Here is a 20,627-nt window from a genome sequence, read left to right as displayed (position 1 = left end):
GCGCTATTCTCGGTCTAAGCGAAATAATATTGCAGCATATTCAATCCACTCTCGATTCGGAGATTAATATGCATTGGCATAGCAGACTAGTTCAACCACAAACTTTGGCAGCGCCAGGGTTTGAATCTTTAGCCACACCAACTTACCGTGGTTCAACTGTTTTGTTTAATAAACAAGCGGATGTGGTTGATGATTGGGATCAAGCTAAAAGTGGCTACGCTTACGGTCTGTACGGTACACCAACTACATTGGAATTATCGGGACGTATTGCACAGTTAGAAGGTGCCAAGCACAGTTTTGTTGTACCAGGTGGGCAAGCGGCTATCGCATTGATTTACTTTGCAATGTGTAAAGCAGGCAGCCACGCACTTGTGCCGTATAACGCGTATGGTCCAAACAAAGAGATGGCGCAAGGCCTACTCAAAGATCTTGGCATTGATGTTGAGCCTTATGATCCAATGATTGGTGGCGGCATTGCTGAGTTGATTCGTGACAATACCACGCTTATCTGGGTTGAAAGCCCAGGCTCTGTGACGATGGAAATTCAAGACATTCCAGCTATCTGCCAAGCTGCTCATCAACGTGGTGTGATGGTTGCTCTGGACAATACCTATGCCGCAGGTGTGCTGTTTGATGCTTTCGCTCATGGTGTTGATATCAGCATGCAAGCGCTGACTAAATACGTAGGTGGTCACAGTGATTTACTGCTGGGTACGGTTTCCGTCAATACCGACGCTTTGGTTGAAAAAGTCGGCAAAACCTTTAAACAACTTGGTTTAGCGGTTTCTCCTGATGATTGTAACCTAGCGCTTCGCGGACTACAGACTCTAGGCATTCGCTTGGCGCATTTAGAAGCTTCAACCCTCGAAGTTGCCGAGTGGTTGACGAAGCAATCTGCGGTCGCGAAAGTATTCCACCCAGCATTCCCTTCTTGCCCTGGTCACGAGATTTGGAAGCGCGACTTTACCGGTTCAAGCAGCGTGTTCTCGTTCCTATTCACCGAAGAATACAGTGCCGAGCAAGTCGAGCAGTTCATCGATACGTTAGAAATGTTCAAGATTGGTATGAGTTGGGGTGGCGTTACAAGCTTAGCCTTGGTCTACCCGAACATTGAACGCCCAGGCAAAGATTACGCGGGCCGTTTAGTAAGACTCAACGTTGGTTTAGAGCAACCTGTGGATCTCATCGCGGATCTAGAACGCGCGATTAAAACTATCTCTTAATAACAAAAATGCCAGATGAAATCTGACGGGTGTCAGATTTCGTCAAACTAATAACAGTAGAAACAACATCCAATAATTACTATATGAAAGGTAGATAAAATGATGACTCCTATTCATGGTTATACACAACACGAAACCGTATACCCCACAAGCCCTGCGCGAAGCGCATTTCAAATTAGCCTTCTAAAGGGAGGAAAATAAAATGTCTGATGCAGGAAACTCAAATTACAACACGTTAAGTAAATGGACCCTTTTAGCGATGGGTGTCGGTATTACCGTTGGTGCCGGTCTATTTTCGCTAGTAGGTGCAGGGATAGGCTTAACAGGTCACTCTTTGTGGCTGGCTTTCGGTATTGCAATCGTTTTTGGTATCTTCTACAACATACCGATGCTATTTGCCAGTGGTGCTCTTGTATTAGACGGCGGCCCTTATGCGCTTATCAGCCGCATACTAGGCAAAAAATACGCAGGGATGTACGTTGTCAGCTTCTTCTTATATTTCCCTACAGTCGCGATTTACTCGTTAGCTTTGGGTTTTTACATTAACTCAGTGCTGCCAAGTGTTACGCCGTCAGCGGGTGCAATTGCAGGCTTAACCGTGTTCTACATTGTTAACTTGTTTGGTTTAGACACACTGTCGCGCTTCCAGAATATGATGACAACGCTACTAATGGTCGGTATTGCAACGTTCATCCTAATCGGTTTTGGCCAAGTTGATTTTAACTTGATGTCGCCATCGACTAACCCAGATTTTGCTGCAGACGGCAATATGGGTATTTTTAAAGCGGCGTGTTTACTTTCTTTTGCAACTTACTGCCAATACTACCTAATGTATTTCAGTAAATACGCGAAAAATCCGAAGAAAGACATCCCATTTGGTATGATTGGTACCACGTTTGTTATCATCTTAGTGTACTTGGGTGTATCAGTGGTTGCGTCAGGTACTTTGCCAATCGATCAAGTGGCTAACCAACCTCTAACGCTGGTTGCACGTGAAGTATTGTCTGGTCCAATTTTTACATTCTTTATGATTTGTGGTCCGTTTATGGCACTGACCACTACCATCAACAGTGTTTATGCGTCTTATGTTCAGCCGATTCAATCTGCGACGCATGATGGTTGGTTCCCGAAAAGTTTTGCTGCAACGAACCGTCGTGGTAGCCCATACAAAATCTTAACCCTTTGCTGGTTGGCATCGATGCTACCAATCCTATTAGGCTGGGACATTAGCACGATCGCAAACACGTACATCCTAACGGATATCTGTATCGGCATTTTTATGATGGTAGCGATTGCTATGCTGCCACATAAGTTCCCGACAGCATGGGCAACTCGTGAGTTTGGTAAAAATGTACCTCTATGGGTTTTCTATACTCTGATTGGTCTTGCTGGTGTGGTTCAAGGTATCCTAATCTACAACTCGATTACTTCAATCAAGCTATACATCGTTGTTGTAACGGCTGTCGCGTTTGCTATCGGTATCTTCTATGCAATTAAGAAAGATAAAGAGATCAACGTTAATAGCCCTGCTACAGAGTCAGAGCCTGAGTTAGAAGTGGTTGAACCTAGTGCGGCGACATTGGCAAATAACCCAAACTAGTCTGGTTTGACGGAATAATCGTTAAGTACAATCGGAAAGGTGGCTGCAGTAGCCACCTTTTTATATAGAATAAGCAAAATTAGCATAAAAAAATAAGCATTTGCGTAGACTACAATCTCTGAGAATACTCCTCTAGCGATATAGCCTTAAAACTCAGGATTGAACCCTCGCTTGATAAAAGCCTCTCTTGGCTTGTGCACAATAATCGCTCGTTCAGAAAGTTTCCTTGCTTCAAAAGTAATGCCAAACAGTTCTAGGCTAATCATCCCTGTCGTACCATTCACAATGAAATTCACCACGTAACCTCGTCTTACCAATCCTCGTCTTACCAATCCTGTTGAGGTTAGGTCCATTTCATCCCAGTTGATAGTCTCGCCCGTTACCTCGGAATAAGGTGGCTCATAACCTCCCTCGGTTCTGTCCATTTCTCGTATATCTAGAAACAACCCAATGGATAACAAGACCACGGTTAGAAAACTAATAAATGAAAATATCTTTCGTAGCAACGTCATATTTCTTAGTCTCCAATACATATAAAAAACTGTAATGGCAGCAAAAAAAAGTGATTGATGTTTGTTATTATTGATTTAAATACGCACGCATTAATTAAGTTCAATACCAATAACAAATCAATATTTATTGAGGTGATCCTAATTTTTAGTCACCATAACATAAAATTTGTTCGATTTGATAAATTTTGCGACTAAATAGTAGTCCTGTGCGGGGTGTACTGTTGGATTAGTGATTTATTAAAACCCACTGTCGGTACAATATATTGCCTAGCTTTAATTGATTTCAGATTATCTGATTATTTTCTGAGGGGGGATACCCAAGCACTTTGAGATTACTTGGGTATATCACCAACTAGCCAGCAGTTGATGGTGGTAAGGTTGGTTTTTTCATCGCCATATCAGCTAGGCACAGTAGTAATCCGAGCCAAATAAAGCCAAAGCTGACGATTTTTACTTGTTGTAGCGCTTCTCCAAATACAATCACCGCTAGCAAAAATTGTAAGCTTGGTTCGATGTACTGAATGAAACCAATCATCACAAGGCTGGTGCGTTCTACGGCAAGAGAAAACAGCAATAACGGAATTAATGTTACTGGCGCTGCAAGAACATAAAGGCTAATAGTTGTCACGTCACCAGTTTGCCATACAGATGTTCCATGCCAGATTTCATTGAGCATAAAGTAGAAAGCTAATGGAACCATAGCAATAAGCTCGACCATCATAATCGTAATGGCATCATATTTAATGAATTTTTTGATCAGTCCATAAAGAGCAAATGCGCCGCCCATAATCAGCGAGAGCCAAGGCAACTCACCGTAATAGAACACTTGATAGCTTATCCCTGTAAGGGCTAATACGACGGCACAGAGTTGGTTTTTGGACAGTTTATCTTTAAGGAAGAGGACGCCCAAAATAATAGAGAATATTGGGTTAATGAAATAGCCTAAGCTCGCCGCCAGTACTTGTTCGTTGGTCACCGCCCAAGTAAAACTATACAGTGAAATAAAATTGAACAGTCCCGCCAAGAAGCATAAAAATAAGGTTCTTGGGTGGCGCATTGCCTGCCAAACCCTATTTAGGGGGATAGCGTAGATTTTTATTAGCAGATAAATGCATGGAATGGAGAATAAGACTCTGATTGATAATATTTCAAACACATTCGAGTTAGGAATATATTGAAAATAGAGTGGTAGTAATCCCCAAACTAAAAAGGCACTTACTGCTATCCAGTTTCCAGATAACAACATACAGCATACCTTTATTACAAAAATGCCGACAACAGAATGCCGCCGGCAGATACGTTTTTATGGAATCATTACGCGAGCTGATCGCGTACTAGTTCGACCCAGTAGTTTGCGCCGATTAACAGTAAGTCATCGTTGAAGTCATAGTGAGGTAGGTGAAGAGGGACGCCACCTTTTTCACCGCTCGCGCCATTGCCGACTAACATATAGCAGCTTGGAACTTCACGTTGCATGAAAGAAAAATCTTCAGAGATACAGTAAGGTTTGCAGTTATCAAAGACTTTGTCTTCACCCACCACCTTTTTCGCTACTCGCACTGCAATGTCAGAGATCTTTGGATCATTGACGGTGGAAAGTACGCAGTTCGAGAACTCGTATTTATATTCCAGCCCTGCCGCAGACGTGATGCCAGCAACAACACGTTCCATTGCGTTCTTGATGTATTCTTGCGTTTCGTCAGTAAAGCAACGTGTATCACCAGAAAGCGTGACGACGGTTGGTATGACGTTGGCACCGCCGTTGGTTTTGATGTCGGTGACCGACAGTACAGCCGGTTCGTGAATCGCATCAAGGTTGCGTGTAATGATCGTTTGCAGAGCCGAAACGATATTACAAGCGGCAATCACCGGATCGCTGCCAAGGTGAGGCATTGCGGCATGGCCACCTGCTGCATGAACTTCGATGCTAAAGTGGTTTTCACTCGCCATTACAGAGCTTGGACTAATTAAGAAGTTACCGACTTCTAGACCTGGCAGGTTGTGCATTGCGTAGATAGAGTCGATTTTCCAGCGCGTAAACAGGCCATCTTCAATCATTGCTTTTGCACCAGTACCTTGCTCTTCCGCAGGTTGGAATACAAAGTAAACTGTGCCATCGAAATCATTTTGTTGAGATAGCTGAAGCGCCGCGCCTAGTAACATGGAAACATGACCATCATGCCCACAACCGTGCATCATGCCGCTGTTGGTTGATGCATAGCAGAAGTCATTTTTTTCTTCGACTGGAATGGCGTCAAAGTCAGCACGCAATGCGATCGACTTATCTGAGGTTCCGCGTTTAAGAATGCCAACCATACCTGTTTTGCCGATCCCACGGACGACTTCAATGCCAAACTCTTGCAGTTTTTGCGCAATAAAGTCAGCAGTTACCGTTTCTTCAAAGCCGATTTCAGGAATAGTGTGGAGGTGGTGGCGCCACTCGATGATTTCTTTGGATAAATTCATAGTATTCACTTTGTAAAGCGAGGAAGACTAGGCATGCGCTTAGCCTTCCTGAGATTGGAGAGGTGGCCTAACAATAAGACCTTTTGCGTGCGCGGCTTAAACCATTGCTAATGATTCTTCGCGCTCTGTTTGCGTCACTACTTCACCGGATAATAGTTTGCCATAACCAGGACAAACGGCCGTTTTGCCACACAGGTGCATTGAGTGCCAGAATAGGGCAGAGTTACTCGACACAATAGGTACACCGTATTTGTCTTCCAGATATTGGATTTTTTCTACCGCACGTAAGCTAGTGCATGACATGAAAATGACGTCTACCATACCGTTGTTTAGTAGAATTTCGATACCTTCTTCAAAGCTACTTAGTGGCACTTTGTGGATGATGTTATCGTCCATGATGCCAAGAGCAGTAAGGCCAACTACATTGAAACCGGCATCAATCAGTTGCTGGCGTAGCGGGAAGTTAACGTCGGTTGGGTAAGGTGAAAATACCGCAACATTCTTTGCGCCAAGATGCTTGAAAGCTGCTTGGGCCGCAGACCATGGGTTGGTGGTTGGAATGTTACCGCGGCCTTTTGTCAGCAGTTTTGATACTTTCTCTTCACCAATAACGATAGATGCAGAGGTACAGGCAAATGCCATTACATCCATCGGTAGGCCATCACCCACCAATTCCGCGCCATCACTGATGCTTGCTGCTACCGCATCTAGAGCTTCCGGTGTCATGCCGTTTTCTTTAAAAATACGTGTGCTAAATAGAGCTGCTTGTTCGCGTAGCAGATGAGACCAATCGGTTTCTAGTGTGTGGTCGTTAGCGAGTTGTACTAAACCAATATGAACGCGGTCAGGACGTGGCGCAGGTTCAAATTGGAGTTTCACTTCAAAGTCATTAAACTGGTCGAAATTCATACTAATATCCTTTTTTATTGCTTTTTGTAGATAAACTGCAGTTTGTTACCGCTTGGGCTTAATCGATGATGATTAGCTCAGGTGCCGCACGCTCTGTTAACCACTCTGCACCATCTTCAGTAATGACGATGTTTTCTTCATGCAGCATTGTTTTGCCCGGTGCGTACGTCATGCCTGGTTCCAGAGTCATAACCATGCCTGGTTTTAGTACGGTGTTGTCTGTTGAAGTGTTTGATGGACGTTCTGTTAGCTCCATACCCAAACCGTGACCGACACGACCGATGTCGTTACCTAGTGCGCCATTGGCTTCAAGCACTTTCCACATTGCGTTGTAGATGTCGGTAGTTGTTGCACCTGGACGAGCCGCTTCAAAACCTTTGGTTGTGGCTTCATAAGTTGCGCGGTAAGCCGCTTTGGTTTGTTCACTTGCGTAGCCAAATGCCCAGTTGCGGTCGAAGTCAGAGAAGTAGCCATCCCATTTTGCACCAGTGTCGATCAGTAGTACGTCACCTGGTTCAATAATGCGGTCTGTTGGTCCCATAAGGATGTCATCATAGCCATCAGGGCCTGAGCCTGCGATGATGAACGGACATTCGTCAGCACCGGCTTGAAGCATATCCATACCGAACTGCTTACAAATTTCACGCTCAGTCATGCCTACGCGAGCGTATTCAGGAATGCGTTTGAAACCAACGTTAGTGATTCGGCAGATTTCACGAGTTTTTGCGATTTCAGCAGGTGATTTGATTTGACGTAGCTCATGCACAGCAAGCGCGATATCGACAAACTCTTTGTTCACCATAGTGGTCAGTTTTAGGTAGTTGTTAACTGGCATACGTAGGTGAGATTCGATACCTAATGTCACACCAATACGACCATGGCGGCTAGGTAGAGTATTTAATGTATTCGCGACTAAGCTGATACCATCATCTTCTGGGCGTGGCGCTGGCCATGTAATGATCTCATCTAGCCATGTTTTGCCCATGCCTTTTGCGCCGATTTCTGGAATGATTGCAATAGGTTTACCTTCCGCTGGCACGACAACGAACCAAGGACGAGTAGGGCTATGCCAGAATTGGCTTAGGAAGCCAGTGAAGTAGCGAACGTTTGGTTCTGTGGTAAAGATCATCGCATCTAGTTTCATGTCATGCATGATTTTTTGTGCGCGTAGGGTACGTTGTTCAAATTCTTGTTGGGTAAAACCACGAGTAGGAGTCGTCATTTTATTAACCTTACTGTCAATTATTGGAGGTTTATAATCTTTTTCGGCAAAACGAAACCTGAGCTTGGTCTGATTTCGTTTTGATCTACTTGTATTTATTGAGAAATTTTTTGCATTGCGTGCTCAAGATCTTGAATTAGATCGGCTGGCTGCTCTAAACCAACGTTGAGTCTTACCAAACGGCCCGCGTAATCTTTGCCTGGGCGTTCAATATTCGGGTAGACCAAGGCTAAGCTTGTAACGCCGCCCCAACTCATACCAATCTTGAACATTTCTAACGTGTCGATGAACTGCTCGACTTGCTCTGCGCTGTAATCCTCAGTAAATAGGAACGAGAACACGCTGCTTGAACCGGTAAAATCGCGTTTCCAAATCTCATGACCAGGGCAAGAAGGGAATGCTGGGTGGAATACTTGCGCGACCGCAGATTGCTTGGTCAGCCACTCGGCAACTTCGAGGGTTGAAGCTTCTAAATGCGCCAAGCGAATGCCTAGAGTCTGTAGTCCGCGAAGCGCTAGGTTACAATCGTCAGGAGAAACCGCTAAACCAAGTTGTTTAAAGGTTTTGCCGACTTTTTCAACCAAAGCGTCGGTATTGACGGAAACCGTACCCAACAGTAAATCACTGTGACCACCTACGTATTTAGTCAGCGCTTGCATGCTGATATCAACACCGTGAGCGAAAGCATCAAACAGCACGCCTGCGGCATAGGTATTGTCCAGCGCGACCATCACGCCACGTTGATGAGCGGCTTGGCAGATAGCTGGAATGTCTTGAATTTCCATCGTCACGGAGCCTGGGCTTTCAACCCAGATAAGCGTGGTATTGTCACGAATCAGCTCAGCAATGCCGCCACCGATCATTGGATCATAAGGCTCAACATCAATGCCAAGATCTTTGAGTAGGCCTTGCGCCATTTCTTTGTTTGGACCATACGCGTTATACGGGACAAGTGCGTGACTGCCTGCTTTACACATTGCAAAGTAAACCAGTGCGATAGCTGCTTGGCCGCCAGGTACCACAAAACTGTGTTTGGCACCTTCTAACTGTGCAATACGTCCCGACAATTCTAATGTTGTTGGCGTGCCGTACAGACCGTAAGCGTAGCCGCTTTTGGCCTGATCCCAATCATCAACTACATCGGCTTGTTTATTAAATAATACAGTCGAGCCACGGTAAGTTGGTGTGGCCAAAGATTCAAACCCTGGCGCTGCCAAAGTTTGTGGTTGAACGAGTCTGCTATGCCAATGCATATTAATCTCCGCAACGAGAGTGGATTGAATATGCTGCAATATTATTTCGCTTAGACCGATAATAGCGCTCGAAATGCGGGTGATTTTTGAAATAATTTCTCACACATATGGCGAAAAAATTCGTGAATAAAGCGGTGTATCTTCATTTGATACACCGCATCAATAATGAATGTTAAGTCGGTGATGGTAGTCAGGGTGGGGTGATATGGCTGCTGGGATAGACTTGAATATTTGGGCGATTATCAAACTTCCCTTGTGGCGCTTGGCTTTGTGTCTATTTTTCTGCTGATCAGTTGATTATCTCAGTGCTTTTTTAGTTTTTGGTCACGGTCTTTTTTATATATAGCAAGGCGTTGAGGCGAGAAATGTACTTTAACCAATGCGACGTTTTGTTGAGTTAAGTTGTAATGCAATGGAAGAGAAATTTTCTCATCCAATTAAGTCTATCAAGCCGAATTCTATTAGTTTTTTGGCATGATGATTTAGCCGTCACATTTCACCATCTTGTTCTCGAAGTTGATGGGGTATTAATTGTTAACTTCTGCAAATAACCAGTCCAAAAACAGCTGCAGTTTCTGTGATGGCTTTTGATGGGCGCTGACGACGTAATACTTTTGCGCGCACTTTAATGCGGTGTTGGCAAATGGGGTGATCAGTTCACCTGTGACCAAGCGTTTTTTGATCAGTGATAAGCGTCCCATCGCGATACCAGCATTATTCATTGCCGCGATCACCGCTAAGTCGGAGCGATCAAATGAGATGCTCGATAAGTTATCAATGTTATCCACGCCATGTTTACTTGCCCATAGCGACCACTCGTCATGGTGTGAGTTGTAATCCCATGCTTGATTGTCATGCAATAGTGTCGCGTTTGGTAAATTCTCTGGCTTATTAATCAAATCGAGACTTTCGGCATATTCCCTCGTGCAGACGGGAATGATGCTTTCATCCATTAGCTCTTGATACCAGAGTTTTTCTGGAGTGTGTTCATCGAAGTAGATCGCGGCATCAATCCCATAACCTTGGAAATTGATGTTCTCGTTACCCGTTAAGATCTTTAGCTCAATCAATGGGTATTGTTGCTTGAATGAGTAAAGTCTCGGCACCAGCCAACACTGAGCAAACGAAGGGCGAGAATAAATCGTTAGCTCACCGGAAATATCACCGCTACGAACATCCATCACCTCTTGATTTAACTCATTTAACGTTCGGTTAAGCGCGGTGTAAATACGCTCACCTTCTTCCGTTAGGGTTATCTTGCGGTGGCTGCGCACAAACAGCGCAATACCGAGTTCATCTTCTAGCTTATTGATGCGATGTGAAATGGCACTCGGCGTCATGGAAAGCTCTTCTGCTGCCAGCGAAAACGAGCTATGACGTGCTGCCACTTCAAAGGTATGCAGTTTTGACAGTTGGAAGCTATTGATGCGCTGATTGCGCGCGAAGATATTGTCTTTGGTATACATGATTTCAACTCACTTAGACAAAGCTGGTCAGCAGTAATTGGCGGCATGGTACTGCTTTTGTATAACTTGGTGTCATTCAATGCTGCCAATATTTACAAAATCTGCGCTAAATCACGCTTTTGTTTCAATCTAGTTCATCTAAAGGTGATTTTTGATCGTTTGTCAGCCTAATCGAATGTTTGTTTAATTTACCGCAATTAAAACAACTATATAGGTCTGTACATGGAATCTAACCTTTGGGTCATCGCGACCCTCATATCAAGTATTTTGATGATCGTATTTTCGATCGTGAAATTCAAACTTCACCCGTTTTTAGCCCTGTTACTCGCGAGCTTTTTTGTCGGCGGTATGATGGGCATGCAACCACTAGAAATGGTGAGTGCGATTGAAAGTGGCATTGGCGGCACATTAGGCTTTCTTGCTGTGGTGGTTGGTCTTGGCACCATCTTAGGCAAGATGATGGAAGTCTCTGGTGCGGCAGAGCGTATTGGTATCACCCTACAAAAGATCCGCTGGCTATCGCCGGAAGTGATCATGGTACTGATTGGCTTGGTTTGCGGTATTACACTGTTTGTTGAAGTTGGCGTGGTGCTTCTTATCCCTCTTGCATTTTCGATCGCTAAAAAGACCAACACTTCACTGCTTAACTTAGCGATTCCGCTATGTACTGCGCTGATGGCTGTGCACTGTATTGTGCCACCACACCCAGCGGCTCTGTTTGTGACCAATGAGTTGGGCGCTGATATTGGTTCGGTCATTTTCTATGGTCTGCTGATTGGTTTAGTCGCTTCGCTAGTCGGTGGTCCACTGTTCTTAAAAGTGATGGGTAAGCGCCTGCCATTTAAAGCGGTACCGGAAGAGTTTGTTTCACTCGAAGTGAAAGATGAATCTCAGTTGCCTTCACTTGCTGCAACGCTATTTACCGTGCTGTTGCCAATCGCGCTGATGCTGATGAAAACTGCCGCTGAGCTAAACATGGAGCATGGCACGGCGCTTTATACCGCGCTGGAGTTTATCGGCAACCCAATTACCGCGATGTTTATTGCTGCTTTTGTTGCTTACTACATGCTCGGCATTAAACAAAACATGGGCATGGAAGTGCTACTTGAGAAAACCGAAGGTGCATTCTCTTCTATTGCCAATATCTTATTGATCATCGGTGCTGGTGGCGCATTTAACGGTGTGCTTAAAGGCAGTGGTTTGGCTGATGTACTGGCGCAATTACTGTCGAATCTCGATATGCATCCGATTTTCTTAGCTTGGCTAGTGGCGATCATTTTGCACGCCGCGGTGGGCTCAGCAACGGTAGCTATGATGGGCGCAACGGCAATTGTTGCTCCGCTTCTGCCGCTATATCCGAATGTAAGTCCAGAAATCATTACGCTGGCAATAGGTTCAGGCGCAATTGGTTGTACCATTGTAACCGATTCGCTGTTTTGGTTGGTTAAGCAATACTGCGGCGCCACGATGTCTGAAATCTTTAAGTACTACACGACGGCGACTTTTATCGCGTCATTTGTTGCCCTTGCAGGCACATTCCTTCTGTCGTACATGATTTAAACAAAGGTAGAGAATAATGACTACACATAACGTAACAGCACTTGTAGAAGAGTTTCCATTAGTAAAGCAGCTGATTGGTTTAGAAGAGGTGGTGTGGTTTAACCCGAATATCACTTCCTTAGAAGAAGGTCTACCTTATGTTGGCTTGGGTGCTGATAACATCCAAGACGCCAGTGAGCGACTACAACGCTTTGCTCCTTATTTGGTAAAAGCGTTTCCAGAAACCGCGCCATCACAAGGGATTATTGAATCTCAAGTGGTTGAGATTGAGAAGATGAAGGCGCAGCTGGAAGCGCAATATAGTACCAAGATCGCAGGTCGTTTGATGCTGAAAAAAGACAGCCACTTGCCTATTTCTGGTTCAATTAAAGCACGTGGCGGCATTTATGAAGTACTGACACACGCAGAAAAATTAGCAATGGAAGCTGGATTGCTGAGCAAAGAAGAGGATTACAGCAAACTGTTTAGCGAAGAGTTCCGTGACTTCTTCAAACAATACAGCATTGCCGTTGGCTCAACCGGTAACCTTGGTATGTCGATTGGTATCATGAGTGCCAAGCTCGGTTTTTCAGTATCAGTGCATATGTCAGCCGATGCGCGTGAGTGGAAGAAGAATAAGCTGCGTTCGCATGGCGTAAACGTGGTGGAATACGAGCAAGACTATGGCGTGGCAGTAGAACAGGGCCGTAAAGAGGCGGAGAAAGATCCAAACTGTTTCTTTATTGATGATGAAAACTCGCAGACTCTTTTCTTAGGCTATTCAGTCGCGGGTGAGCGTTTGAAGCAGCAGTTTACTGAGCAAGGCATCCAAGTCGATGCTGAGCACCCACTGTTTGTTTACTTGCCATGTGGCGTTGGTGGTGGTCCTGGCGGCGTGGCATTTGGTTTGAAAATGGCATTTAGTGACCATGTACACTGCATCTTTGCAGAGCCAACACATTCACCATGCATGCTACTCGGTGTTCATACTGGTCTGCATGATGAGATTGCAGTACAAGATTTGGGTATCGATAACATCACCGCGGCAGATGGTTTAGCGGTGGGGCGTGCGTCAGGCTTTGTTGGTCGTGCGATGGAGCGTTTGTTAGATGGTTATTACACCATGACAGATGAGCGTATGTACCACCACTTGGGTGAGCTTAGCGAAGTGGAAGGTATTCGTCTTGAGCCATCGGCGCTGGCAGGTATGTTGGGGGCGGTGCATGTCTCTAACGATAAAGAGTACCAAGCACGACTCGATCTAACACAAGCCAAGTTAACCAACGCGACTCATGTGGTGTGGGCAACGGGTGGCGGTATGGTGCCAGAAGCAGAAATGGCCGCTTACTTAGCGAAATCAGGTCGCTAGAATCGACAAACTAAGGGATACCACGCGGTATCCCTTTTTGTTGTTACTGTGATAGTTGCTGAGAGTGCGACTGCGGCAAAAATGCAGCGATATTTTTCTCCCAGATCGGCACATCTTTACCAATCATATTTTGTAAGGTTTCTAAAAACAGCTTGGTCTTTATTGGCGCATCACGGTGCGGATAGACCGCATAAAAAGTGCCGAAATCATCAAGATTTAACTCCGGCATGATTGGCACCAGCAGACCATCTCTAAACTCATTTTGAATCATCTGCGCAGTTACCACGGCTAAGGTGTTGCCCGCCACCGCACTTTTTACCACCATCTCAACATCATTAACCTTGTAGGCAGGGTTAAGTTGAAAGTAGTGCTCTTGTTGCTCGCTATCGAAGTAACGAAACTTATTCAGAAATAAACCAGGTGCAGAGTAGACCGTTGCAGGCAGGGTTTGTAATTGCTCTAAGCTATCGATCTTGCCATGTTGCTGAATAAATTTCGGTGCCGCGACGATTAACAGCCGACTTCTGGCAATTTTGCGACTGACTAAACTCGAGTCTTTAGGTTTGCCGATGCGAAAGCCAATATCAAATCCCTCTTGGACTAAATCAACCAGTTTGTCTTCCAAGCGCAACTCGCAGGTCACTTGCGGATACTCGGCTTGAAACTGACAAATGGCCTCTTGCACATATTGGCGTCCAAACATCATCGAACTGGTGATTCTGAGTAGCCCCCTTGGTTCGCTATGGTGGTTTTGCGCCAACCGATGGGTGTTGTTTAGTAACTCGCGCAGATCTTTCGCTTGTTTGAGCACTTCGTTACCCGCTGTCGTTAATGAGAGTGAGCGAGTGGTGCGGTTGAGTAGGCGAACACCGAGCTCTTGCTCTAAACGATTTATTTGTTTTGAAATGACTGAGCGATCGACGTTCTTCTGGGCTGCTACATTAGTAAAGGAGCCAAGCTCAATCACATCAAGTAATAGCAGTAGTCGGCTAGAGAAATCCATGTTGATTCCTATTGTTGCTTATATGGCATCAATATTATCCCAATTGCTGTATTTTTCCCAGCAAAGCTAGTGATTATAGTAGCACCACTAACCAAGAATACCGCGCTCACCGCAAAAGGTTGAGCGCAAAGCAAAGAGGAAACTCATTATGAATAAGCTAACTATCACTCAAGAAAATGGCATCGCAACAGTTGAGATTAATAACCCACCAGTGAATGTGCTGACTATTGATTTAATCAATGAGATCAATGCATTTGTGCTTTCGCTACAAGATGACAGAGAGACAAAAGTCGTGGTGTTTAAATCGATGCATGAGTCTTTCTTTTTAGCGCACCTTGATTTGAATGTGATTAATGGCACGCAAGGCGGTCAAGCTCCATCGATTGAGTTCAATCATATGATTGCCAATATCAAAAAGATGAAACAGCTTTCGGTAGCGGTTGTTGATGGTGTCGCGCGAGGCGGCGGTAATGAGTTTGTTATGGCGTGTGATTTGGCTTATGGCACTGAAAATGCGGCATTTGCTCAACCAGAAATTCACGTCAATATTCCTACTGGCGGTCAAGGTGCGGTGCAATTCGCTCGCCGCATGGGCAAAGGTAAAGCATTGCAGGCGCTTTTGCTGGGTAATGATTTTACTGCGCAGCAAGCAGAGCAACGCAACATCATTACTCAATTTGTACCAAAAGCTGAGTTGGAGGCATTTCTGCAAACCACACTGGCGGTTATTAGTGGCTTAGAAGTGCGTGACATTGTGATGTACAAAGAGATCATTGCCGCTTCGATTCAAGATGAAGAAGCAGGCGCAGAGTTAGAGTTGCGTTACTTCTTAGAGCGCGCCAAAGAGCAAAAAACCGCTGCGATTATTGCTGCGTTTTTAAAACATGGCGGACAAACAGAGCGCGAAGCGAAAGATATTCAAGGCATCTTTGTTGACACGGCGGCAGAGCTTAGCCAATAAGCTGCTCTTAATTGCCTTAATAGATAAAACACTTTCATATACCCAGATGGTTGCTCACACTCTGGGTATTTTTATATTCCTATTAATATTTTTACTTAAAACCAATTAATTAATATTCTTTTTTCAATTAGATAGTGGTTGTTCATATTGTTAAATATTGATTTCAAATGTTATTGGTTTTCAATCTGACTTTGATTGTTTCCAAAATGGCAATAATAAGAGAGTGGGTGAAATGAGGTTTAGTGATAAGTCATTGTTTTCATGTGGTTGTATCTAGAGTTGTAAAACTGCAATCTGTAAGGCATCACAAAAGTTAAGGTCTTTAAAATGGGTGGGATTTTTTAGTTATAGCGTGAATGTTAAATTTGTCTAAGATGTGGGGCACTACAAAGGTTATCGAATTTGCACCAGATTTTTACTTTATCTAGGTGTTAATCATTAACAAAAATAACTATGTCGTGGACAAAAGAATGCTAAACCTGATTATTTCTACTATTCCGATTATTTTATTAATCTGGATGATGACCAAGAAAAACGCTTTACCGTCGCACATTGCACTCCCTCTGACTGCTTTACTGATAGGACTGATTCAACTTTTCTACTTTGGTGCGGATAGCACCCACTTAATCGCTAATATTATTGCTGGCTCCCTTTCTGCAATTACCCCAATTTCAATTATTGCTGGCGCTATTTTACTTAACCGCACCATTGCCATTACTGGCGCTGAAACCGTGATTCGTTATTGGCTAGAGAGCATTAGCCGTAACCAAGTGGCGCAGTTGATGATCATCGGCTGGGCGTTCGCTTTTATGATTGAAGGCGCTTCTGGTTTTGGTACACCGGCGGCGATCGCCGCACCGATTCTGGTTGGATTAGGCTTTCCCGCGCTGCGTGTGGCAATGCTGGCATTGGTAATGAACTCCGTCCCTGTTTCTTTTGGCGCGGTGGGTACGCCGACTTGGTTTGGCTTTGCTGGTCTAGGTTTGGATGAAGCGGCGCTGTTAAATATCGGTCAGTACTCGGCTATTTTGCATACTGTTGCAGCGTTTGTGATCCCTGTTATTGCGCTGAGTTTTGTGGTGGATTGGCAAGCCATCAGACGCAACCTTATCTTTATTCAATTAAGTGTGCTCTCTTGCACTGTGCCTTACGTTTTGTTTGCCCAGTGGAACTATGAGTTTCCTGCTCTTGTGGGCGGTGCAATTGGTTTGGCTCTCTCGGTTGTACTTGCTCGTTACAATATTGGTATGGAAAAACGCGTTGAGCAGAGTGAGCAACCTAGTGCTCAAGTTACCTTTGTTCAAGTGTTCAAAGCGATGAGCCCAACACTGCTGCTGATCGCCATTTTGATTGTTACCCGTATCCAGCAATTGGGCATCAAAGCTCTGCTTACTGATGCGACGCCGATGTTTAGCTTGAATCTCGGCATGCTGGGGGAATTTAGCCTAAGCCATGCGCTGATCATCAAGTTTGCTCATATTCTTGGTACGGATGCTGCGTGGTCATACAAAACACTTTACGTGCCAGCGCTTATCCCATTTTTGCTGGTGGTGTTTGTTTCAATTTTTATCTTCAGCATGTCGCGATCGCAAGTCACACAAGTGTTTGCCGAGACGGGTAGCCGAATCAAAATTCCGTTTATTGCCTTGGTGGGCGCGCTCATCATGGTCAAGTTTATGATGATGGGCGGCAGCAACTCACCAATCATGACCACAGGTCGCGCATTCTCTGATTTGATGGGCACCAACTGGCAGTTCTTCGCTTCATATCTTGGCGCGCTCGGCGCTTTCTTCTCAGGCTCAGCGACAGTTTCAAACCTTACCTTTGGTGGTATTCAGCAAACCATCGCACATAACGTTGGCTTACCAGAACATTTGGTGTTGGCGCTGCAATCGGTTGGCGGCGCGATGGGCAATATGGTGTGCATTAATAACATTATCGCGGTTTCCACCATCTTAGGTATTTCTAACCAAGAAGGTTACATCATTAAGCGTACCGTGGTGCCGATGGTGTTGTATGGCGCAATCGTCGCCGTTGTGAGTTTGGCGCTGTAAACCTCTTTATGGCGTAGTGAATTCTGCTTAGTGGCGAGTAGGCACTAAGCTTTAAAAAATAATAAATAGATCAAAAATTCCTTAATCGGAGCAATGTTATGAAGATTAACTTCTTTGTCACCTGTATTTGCGACACAGTGAAGTCTGAAGTTGCAAAGAAAACCGTGTTACTGCTTGAAGAGCTCGGTTGCGAAATTTTATTCCCTAAAAAGCAGGGTTGCTGTGGTCAGCCTTCACTCAATAGTGGCTACATCGAGCAGAGTAAACCTGCAATGAAAAACCTGATTGAAGCGTTTGAAGGCAATGACTACCCAATCGTGACTCCTGCGGGATCTTGCGCAGCGGCGATCAAAAAATACCCAGAGTATTTAGCCGATGAACCAGAATGGGCAGCGCGAGCACAAAATGTGGCTGACCGTTTGTATGAGCTCACTCAGTTTATCGTCAATGAGCTCGGTGTGACTAATGTTGGCGCTCGCCTTAAAGGTCGTGCGGTATACCATCCATCATGCAGTTTGATCCGTAAATTGGGTGTGCGTGAAGAGCCATTGGCACTGCTAGGCGCGGTTGAAGGCTTAGAAATGTTGCCAATTAAAAACCAAGAAACCTGTTGCGGCTTTGGCGGTACGTTCTCGGTCAAGATGGCAGAAATCTCTGGCGAGATGGTCAAAGAGAAGGTGCAACACATTAGTGAAGTTGAACCGGACTTTTTGATTGGCGCTGATAGCAGTTGTCTACTCAATATTGGTGGTCGCATTTCACGTGAAGGCAAGCCAGTTAAAGTAATGCACATTGTTGATGTGCTGCTCAGCCGATAGGAGTGATTGGTTATGTCGATGAAAACTAGTAACGAAAGTTTTAAGCAGCGTATCGATGTGCATATGAAAGACGACTTTATGCTCAAATCGGTCGCTAATGCTCAAGAGCGTATGTTCGCCAATCGTCAGATTGCCGCAGATAAGCTAGGTAACTGGGAACAGTGGCGTGAAATGGGGATGGATATTCGCAATCACGTACTGGAAAATTTGGATTATTACCTGCACCAGTTGAGTGAAAAAGTGCTCGATAATGGCGGGCATGTTTTCTTTGCCAAAACTGCGCAAGATGCGACCGATTATATTGAAGGCATCCTCAAGGCGAAAAACGCCAAGAAAGTGGTGAAATCGAAATCGATGGTGACCGAAGAGATCGGTCTGAACCAAATGATTCAGCGTAATGACTGTGAAGTGATTGAAACCGACTTGGGCGAATACATTCTGCAAGTTGATGATTGCGATCCTCCGTCACACATCGTGGTCCCGGCGCTGCACAAAAACCGCACTCAGATTAAAGACATCTTTAAAGACAAGCTTAACTATCAAGGCAGTGATGATCCGGAAGAGATGACGCGCTTTGTGCGTAATCATATCCGCCATGACTTTTTAGAAGCGGATATTGGTATTACCGGCTGTAACTTTGCCGTTGCTGAGTCAGGTACGGTTGCGCTGGTGACCAACGAAGGTAACGCCCGTCTTGCCACTAGCTTGCCGAAAACCCACATCGCTGTGATGGGCATGGAGCGCATGGTGCCAACTTTTGAAGAGTTGGATATTGTGATTAGCTTGCTGTGCCGCAGTGCAGTGGGACTGCCGTTGACCGGTTATGTTACTGCGTTAACCGGACCACGTGAGGACGATCAGTGTGATGGTCCAGAAGAGTTCCATCTTGTGATTGTTGATAATGGGCGTTCGGATATCCTCGGCTCAGAGTTTCGCGACATTTTACGTTGCGTGCGCTGCGCTGCCTGTGTAAATACCTGCCCAGCTTATCGTCATATTGGCGGTCAGTCTTATGGCTCAATTTACTCTGGTCCAATTGGGGCGGTGCTATCGCCACTGCTTGGCGGCTATGATGACTTTAAAGAGTTGCCATATGCGTGCAGCTTGTGCAAAGCGTGTCACGATGTTTGTCCAGTGAAGATCCCGCTATCCGATTTGCTGCTTAAACACCGCGAAAAAATGGGTGAGCAAGGCATTACACCGCTAAGCGAACGCGCAGTGGTGAAGGGCTTTACCATTGCTAATGCCACGCCCCTTGTGTGGAACCTCGGTGTCAAAGTGGGCGCGGTGATGGGCGGCATGCTGATCAAAAATGGCAAAATGCCGTTTAATGTTGGCGCGATTGGTAAGTGGTCACAAACCCGTGACTTGCCAGAGCCTGACGGCGAGTCGTTCCGTAGTTGGTTTGAATCTCGAGAGAAGAAATAGGAGTGATGGGCATGTCTAATACCACAGATAGAGAGCAGCGTTTGCACAACTGCACTTCATTTCTGGCTAACATTGCACACCAACTTGGGCGTGACAAACCACTGACAGAAGTGGAGCGTCCAGCGCTGCGCCATACCTGCCAAAAAGAGGTCATGGCAAGTTTTAGCCAAGATGAGCTAAAAGATGAATTGGTCCGTTACACCGAAACATCACTCGGTGCGCATGCTGTGGTGACCACGAAAGCGGAACTGGAAGCGACGTTAAAACAGGTGTGCCTAGACTACTGTAAAGATGAGTTAGGTGAACCGCTTGCAGGTGAGACTATTTTGTCAGCCTCGGCAGAGTTGCTTGAGCTAGTCTCACCGCAAGCGCTAGAAACAGATCAGCATAGCGTGCATGTTTGGGATGCTGAGGCAGGTTTTGAGGCGAATGTAATCATTGCTGAGCGTGCGAAAGTCGGCATTGTGCTTGCAGAACAGGCATTGGCAGAGTCCGGCACCATGGTGCTTTATAGCCAAGTGAATCAAGGTCGAGCGGTGAGCTTATTACCAGAAGCCTCGGTCTTTGTGGTGGCTAAGAGCAATCTGATGCCACGTTTAACCCAAGCAACGGCGCTATTGCATCAAAAAGCCAGCCAAGGTGCACGGGTGCCATCTTGCGTTAATTTCATCTCGGGTCCAAGCTCCACCGCCGATATTGAGCTAATCAAGGTGGTTGGGGTACATGGTCCCGTGTTCGCTACTTATGTGATTATTGATGATATGTGATCAAAGCTAGGAAAGTGACGTTAGCAAGACGTGATGG

17 protein-coding genes are annotated in these 20,627 nt (G+C 45.3%); 9 read left to right on the top strand and 8 right to left on the bottom strand.

The annotated features are described in order from the left end of the window. Positions 1 to 68: 68 nt before the first annotated feature. Complete coding sequence (locus IRQ95_RS02235) at positions 69 to 1,223, top strand: cystathionine beta-lyase (RefSeq protein ID WP_194435372.1); 1,155 nt, start codon at positions 69 to 71, stop codon at positions 1,221 to 1,223. A 202-nt stretch (positions 1,224 to 1,425) separates the two neighbouring features. After that, a complete protein-coding gene (locus IRQ95_RS02230) occupies positions 1,426 to 2,823 on the top strand; it encodes an APC family permease (RefSeq protein ID WP_194435371.1) in 1,398 nt (465 codons plus the stop codon). 146 nt (positions 2,824 to 2,969) lie between these two features. On the opposite strand, the gene IRQ95_RS02225 is transcribed toward IRQ95_RS02230, so the two are convergent. From IRQ95_RS02225 to dsdC, 7 genes are all read right to left on the bottom strand, one after another. Next, complete coding sequence (locus IRQ95_RS02225) at positions 2,970 to 3,248, bottom strand: hypothetical protein (RefSeq protein WP_194435370.1); 279 nt, start codon at positions 3,246 to 3,248, stop codon at positions 2,970 to 2,972. Between the two features lie 439 nt (positions 3,249 to 3,687). Next, positions 3,688 to 4,581 (bottom strand): EamA family transporter RarD, encoded by an 894-nt coding sequence (gene rarD, locus IRQ95_RS02220; RefSeq protein ID WP_194435369.1) that lies wholly within the window; start codon positions 4,579 to 4,581, stop codon positions 3,688 to 3,690. A gap of 68 nt (positions 4,582 to 4,649) precedes the next feature. Next, positions 4,650 to 5,801 (bottom strand): M20 aminoacylase family protein, encoded by a 1,152-nt coding sequence (locus tag IRQ95_RS02215; protein ID WP_194435368.1) that lies wholly within the window; start codon positions 5,799 to 5,801, stop codon positions 4,650 to 4,652. Between the two features lie 96 nt (positions 5,802 to 5,897). Next, on the bottom strand, positions 5,898 to 6,710 hold the full coding sequence (locus IRQ95_RS02210) for a maleate cis-trans isomerase family protein (protein ID WP_194435367.1): 813 nt from the start codon (positions 6,708 to 6,710) through the stop codon (positions 5,898 to 5,900). A gap of 58 nt (positions 6,711 to 6,768) precedes the next feature. Further along, entirely contained in the window at positions 6,769 to 7,932 is a 1,164-nt protein-coding gene (locus IRQ95_RS02205) for a M24 family metallopeptidase (protein WP_194435366.1), read from the bottom strand. Between the two features lie 95 nt (positions 7,933 to 8,027). Further along, positions 8,028 to 9,185, bottom strand: a complete 1,158-nt coding sequence (locus IRQ95_RS02200; protein WP_194435365.1) for a cystathionine beta-lyase — start codon at positions 9,183 to 9,185, stop codon at positions 8,028 to 8,030. 527 nt (positions 9,186 to 9,712) lie between these two features. Continuing rightward, positions 9,713 to 10,651, bottom strand: a complete 939-nt coding sequence (gene dsdC / locus IRQ95_RS02195) for a DNA-binding transcriptional regulator DsdC (protein WP_194435364.1) — start codon at positions 10,649 to 10,651, stop codon at positions 9,713 to 9,715. A gap of 222 nt (positions 10,652 to 10,873) precedes the next feature. Between dsdC and dsdX the strand changes: the two genes are divergently transcribed. Further along, a complete protein-coding gene (gene dsdX / locus IRQ95_RS02190) occupies positions 10,874 to 12,211 on the top strand; it encodes a D-serine transporter DsdX (protein WP_194435363.1) in 1,338 nt (445 codons plus the stop codon). A 16-nt stretch (positions 12,212 to 12,227) separates the two neighbouring features. Next, complete coding sequence (gene dsdA, locus IRQ95_RS02185) at positions 12,228 to 13,559, top strand: D-serine ammonia-lyase (protein ID WP_194435362.1); 1,332 nt, start codon at positions 12,228 to 12,230, stop codon at positions 13,557 to 13,559. 43 nt (positions 13,560 to 13,602) lie between these two features. On the opposite strand, the gene IRQ95_RS02180 is transcribed toward dsdA, so the two are convergent. Further along, entirely contained in the window at positions 13,603 to 14,562 is a 960-nt protein-coding gene (locus tag IRQ95_RS02180) for a LysR family transcriptional regulator (protein ID WP_194435361.1), read from the bottom strand. 148 nt (positions 14,563 to 14,710) lie between these two features. Between IRQ95_RS02180 and IRQ95_RS02175 the strand changes: the two genes are divergently transcribed. The 5 genes from IRQ95_RS02175 (at position 14,711) to IRQ95_RS02155 (ending at position 20,590) form a co-directional block, all read left to right on the top strand. Beyond that, positions 14,711 to 15,523 carry an enoyl-CoA hydratase/isomerase family protein gene (locus tag IRQ95_RS02175; protein WP_194435360.1) on the top strand — a complete coding sequence of 271 codons (813 nt, stop codon included), beginning with the start codon at positions 14,711 to 14,713 and terminating at the stop codon, positions 15,521 to 15,523. A 458-nt stretch (positions 15,524 to 15,981) separates the two neighbouring features. Then, a complete protein-coding gene (locus IRQ95_RS02170; protein WP_348541571.1) occupies positions 15,982 to 17,577 on the top strand; it encodes an L-lactate permease in 1,596 nt (531 codons plus the stop codon). 98 nt (positions 17,578 to 17,675) lie between these two features. Then, positions 17,676 to 18,395: a (Fe-S)-binding protein gene (locus IRQ95_RS02165; protein WP_075650024.1), complete on the top strand. Its 720-nt coding sequence runs from the start codon at positions 17,676 to 17,678 to the stop codon at positions 18,393 to 18,395. A 12-nt stretch (positions 18,396 to 18,407) separates the two neighbouring features. Further along, the gene (locus tag IRQ95_RS02160; protein ID WP_194435358.1) at positions 18,408 to 19,823 is read left to right on the top strand and encodes a LutB/LldF family L-lactate oxidation iron-sulfur protein; all 1,416 of its coding nucleotides are present in this window, start codon (positions 18,408 to 18,410) and stop codon (positions 19,821 to 19,823) included. Between the two features lie 11 nt (positions 19,824 to 19,834). After that, positions 19,835 to 20,590, top strand: coding sequence for a LutC/YkgG family protein (locus tag IRQ95_RS02155; protein ID WP_194435357.1), 756 nt, complete (start codon positions 19,835 to 19,837; stop codon positions 20,588 to 20,590). Positions 20,591 to 20,627 lie beyond the last annotated feature (37 nt).

This window comes from Vibrio fluminensis (assembly GCF_015278125.1).
GTDB lineage: Bacteria > Pseudomonadota > Gammaproteobacteria > Enterobacterales > Vibrionaceae > Vibrio > Vibrio fluminensis.
The sequence above is the reverse complement of the archived record's forward strand: the minus strand, read 5'-3'. Positions and strand labels throughout refer to the sequence as shown.

Bases quoted from the DNA above. Each gene is read 5' to 3' on its own strand.
- IRQ95_RS02235 (WP_194435372.1), top strand. From the start codon at position 69: ATGCATTGGCATAGCAGACTAGTTCAACCACAAACTTTGGCAGCGCCA.
- IRQ95_RS02230 (WP_194435371.1), top strand. From the start codon at position 1,426: ATGTCTGATGCAGGAAACTCAAATTACAACACGTTAAGTAAATGGACC.
- IRQ95_RS02225 (WP_194435370.1), bottom strand. From the start codon at position 3,248: ATGGACAGAACCGAGGGAGGTTATGAGCCACCTTATTCCGAGGTAACG.
- rarD (WP_194435369.1), bottom strand. From the start codon at position 4,581: ATGTTGTTATCTGGAAACTGGATAGCAGTAAGTGCCTTTTTAGTTTGG.
- IRQ95_RS02215 (WP_194435368.1), bottom strand. From the start codon at position 5,801: ATGAATTTATCCAAAGAAATCATCGAGTGGCGCCACCACCTCCACACT.
- IRQ95_RS02210 (WP_194435367.1), bottom strand. From the start codon at position 6,710: ATGAATTTCGACCAGTTTAATGACTTTGAAGTGAAACTCCAATTTGAA.
- IRQ95_RS02205 (WP_194435366.1), bottom strand. From the start codon at position 7,932: ATGACGACTCCTACTCGTGGTTTTACCCAACAAGAATTTGAACAACGT.
- IRQ95_RS02200 (WP_194435365.1), bottom strand. From the start codon at position 9,185: ATGCATTGGCATAGCAGACTCGTTCAACCACAAACTTTGGCAGCGCCA.
- dsdC (WP_194435364.1), bottom strand. From the start codon at position 10,651: ATGTATACCAAAGACAATATCTTCGCGCGCAATCAGCGCATCAATAGC.
- dsdX (WP_194435363.1), top strand. From the start codon at position 10,874: ATGGAATCTAACCTTTGGGTCATCGCGACCCTCATATCAAGTATTTTG.
- dsdA (WP_194435362.1), top strand. From the start codon at position 12,228: ATGACTACACATAACGTAACAGCACTTGTAGAAGAGTTTCCATTAGTA.
- IRQ95_RS02180 (WP_194435361.1), bottom strand. From the start codon at position 14,562: ATGGATTTCTCTAGCCGACTACTGCTATTACTTGATGTGATTGAGCTT.
- IRQ95_RS02175 (WP_194435360.1), top strand. From the start codon at position 14,711: ATGAATAAGCTAACTATCACTCAAGAAAATGGCATCGCAACAGTTGAG.
- IRQ95_RS02165 (WP_075650024.1), top strand. From the start codon at position 17,676: ATGAAGATTAACTTCTTTGTCACCTGTATTTGCGACACAGTGAAGTCT.
- IRQ95_RS02160 (WP_194435358.1), top strand. From the start codon at position 18,408: ATGTCGATGAAAACTAGTAACGAAAGTTTTAAGCAGCGTATCGATGTG.
- IRQ95_RS02155 (WP_194435357.1), top strand. From the start codon at position 19,835: ATGTCTAATACCACAGATAGAGAGCAGCGTTTGCACAACTGCACTTCA.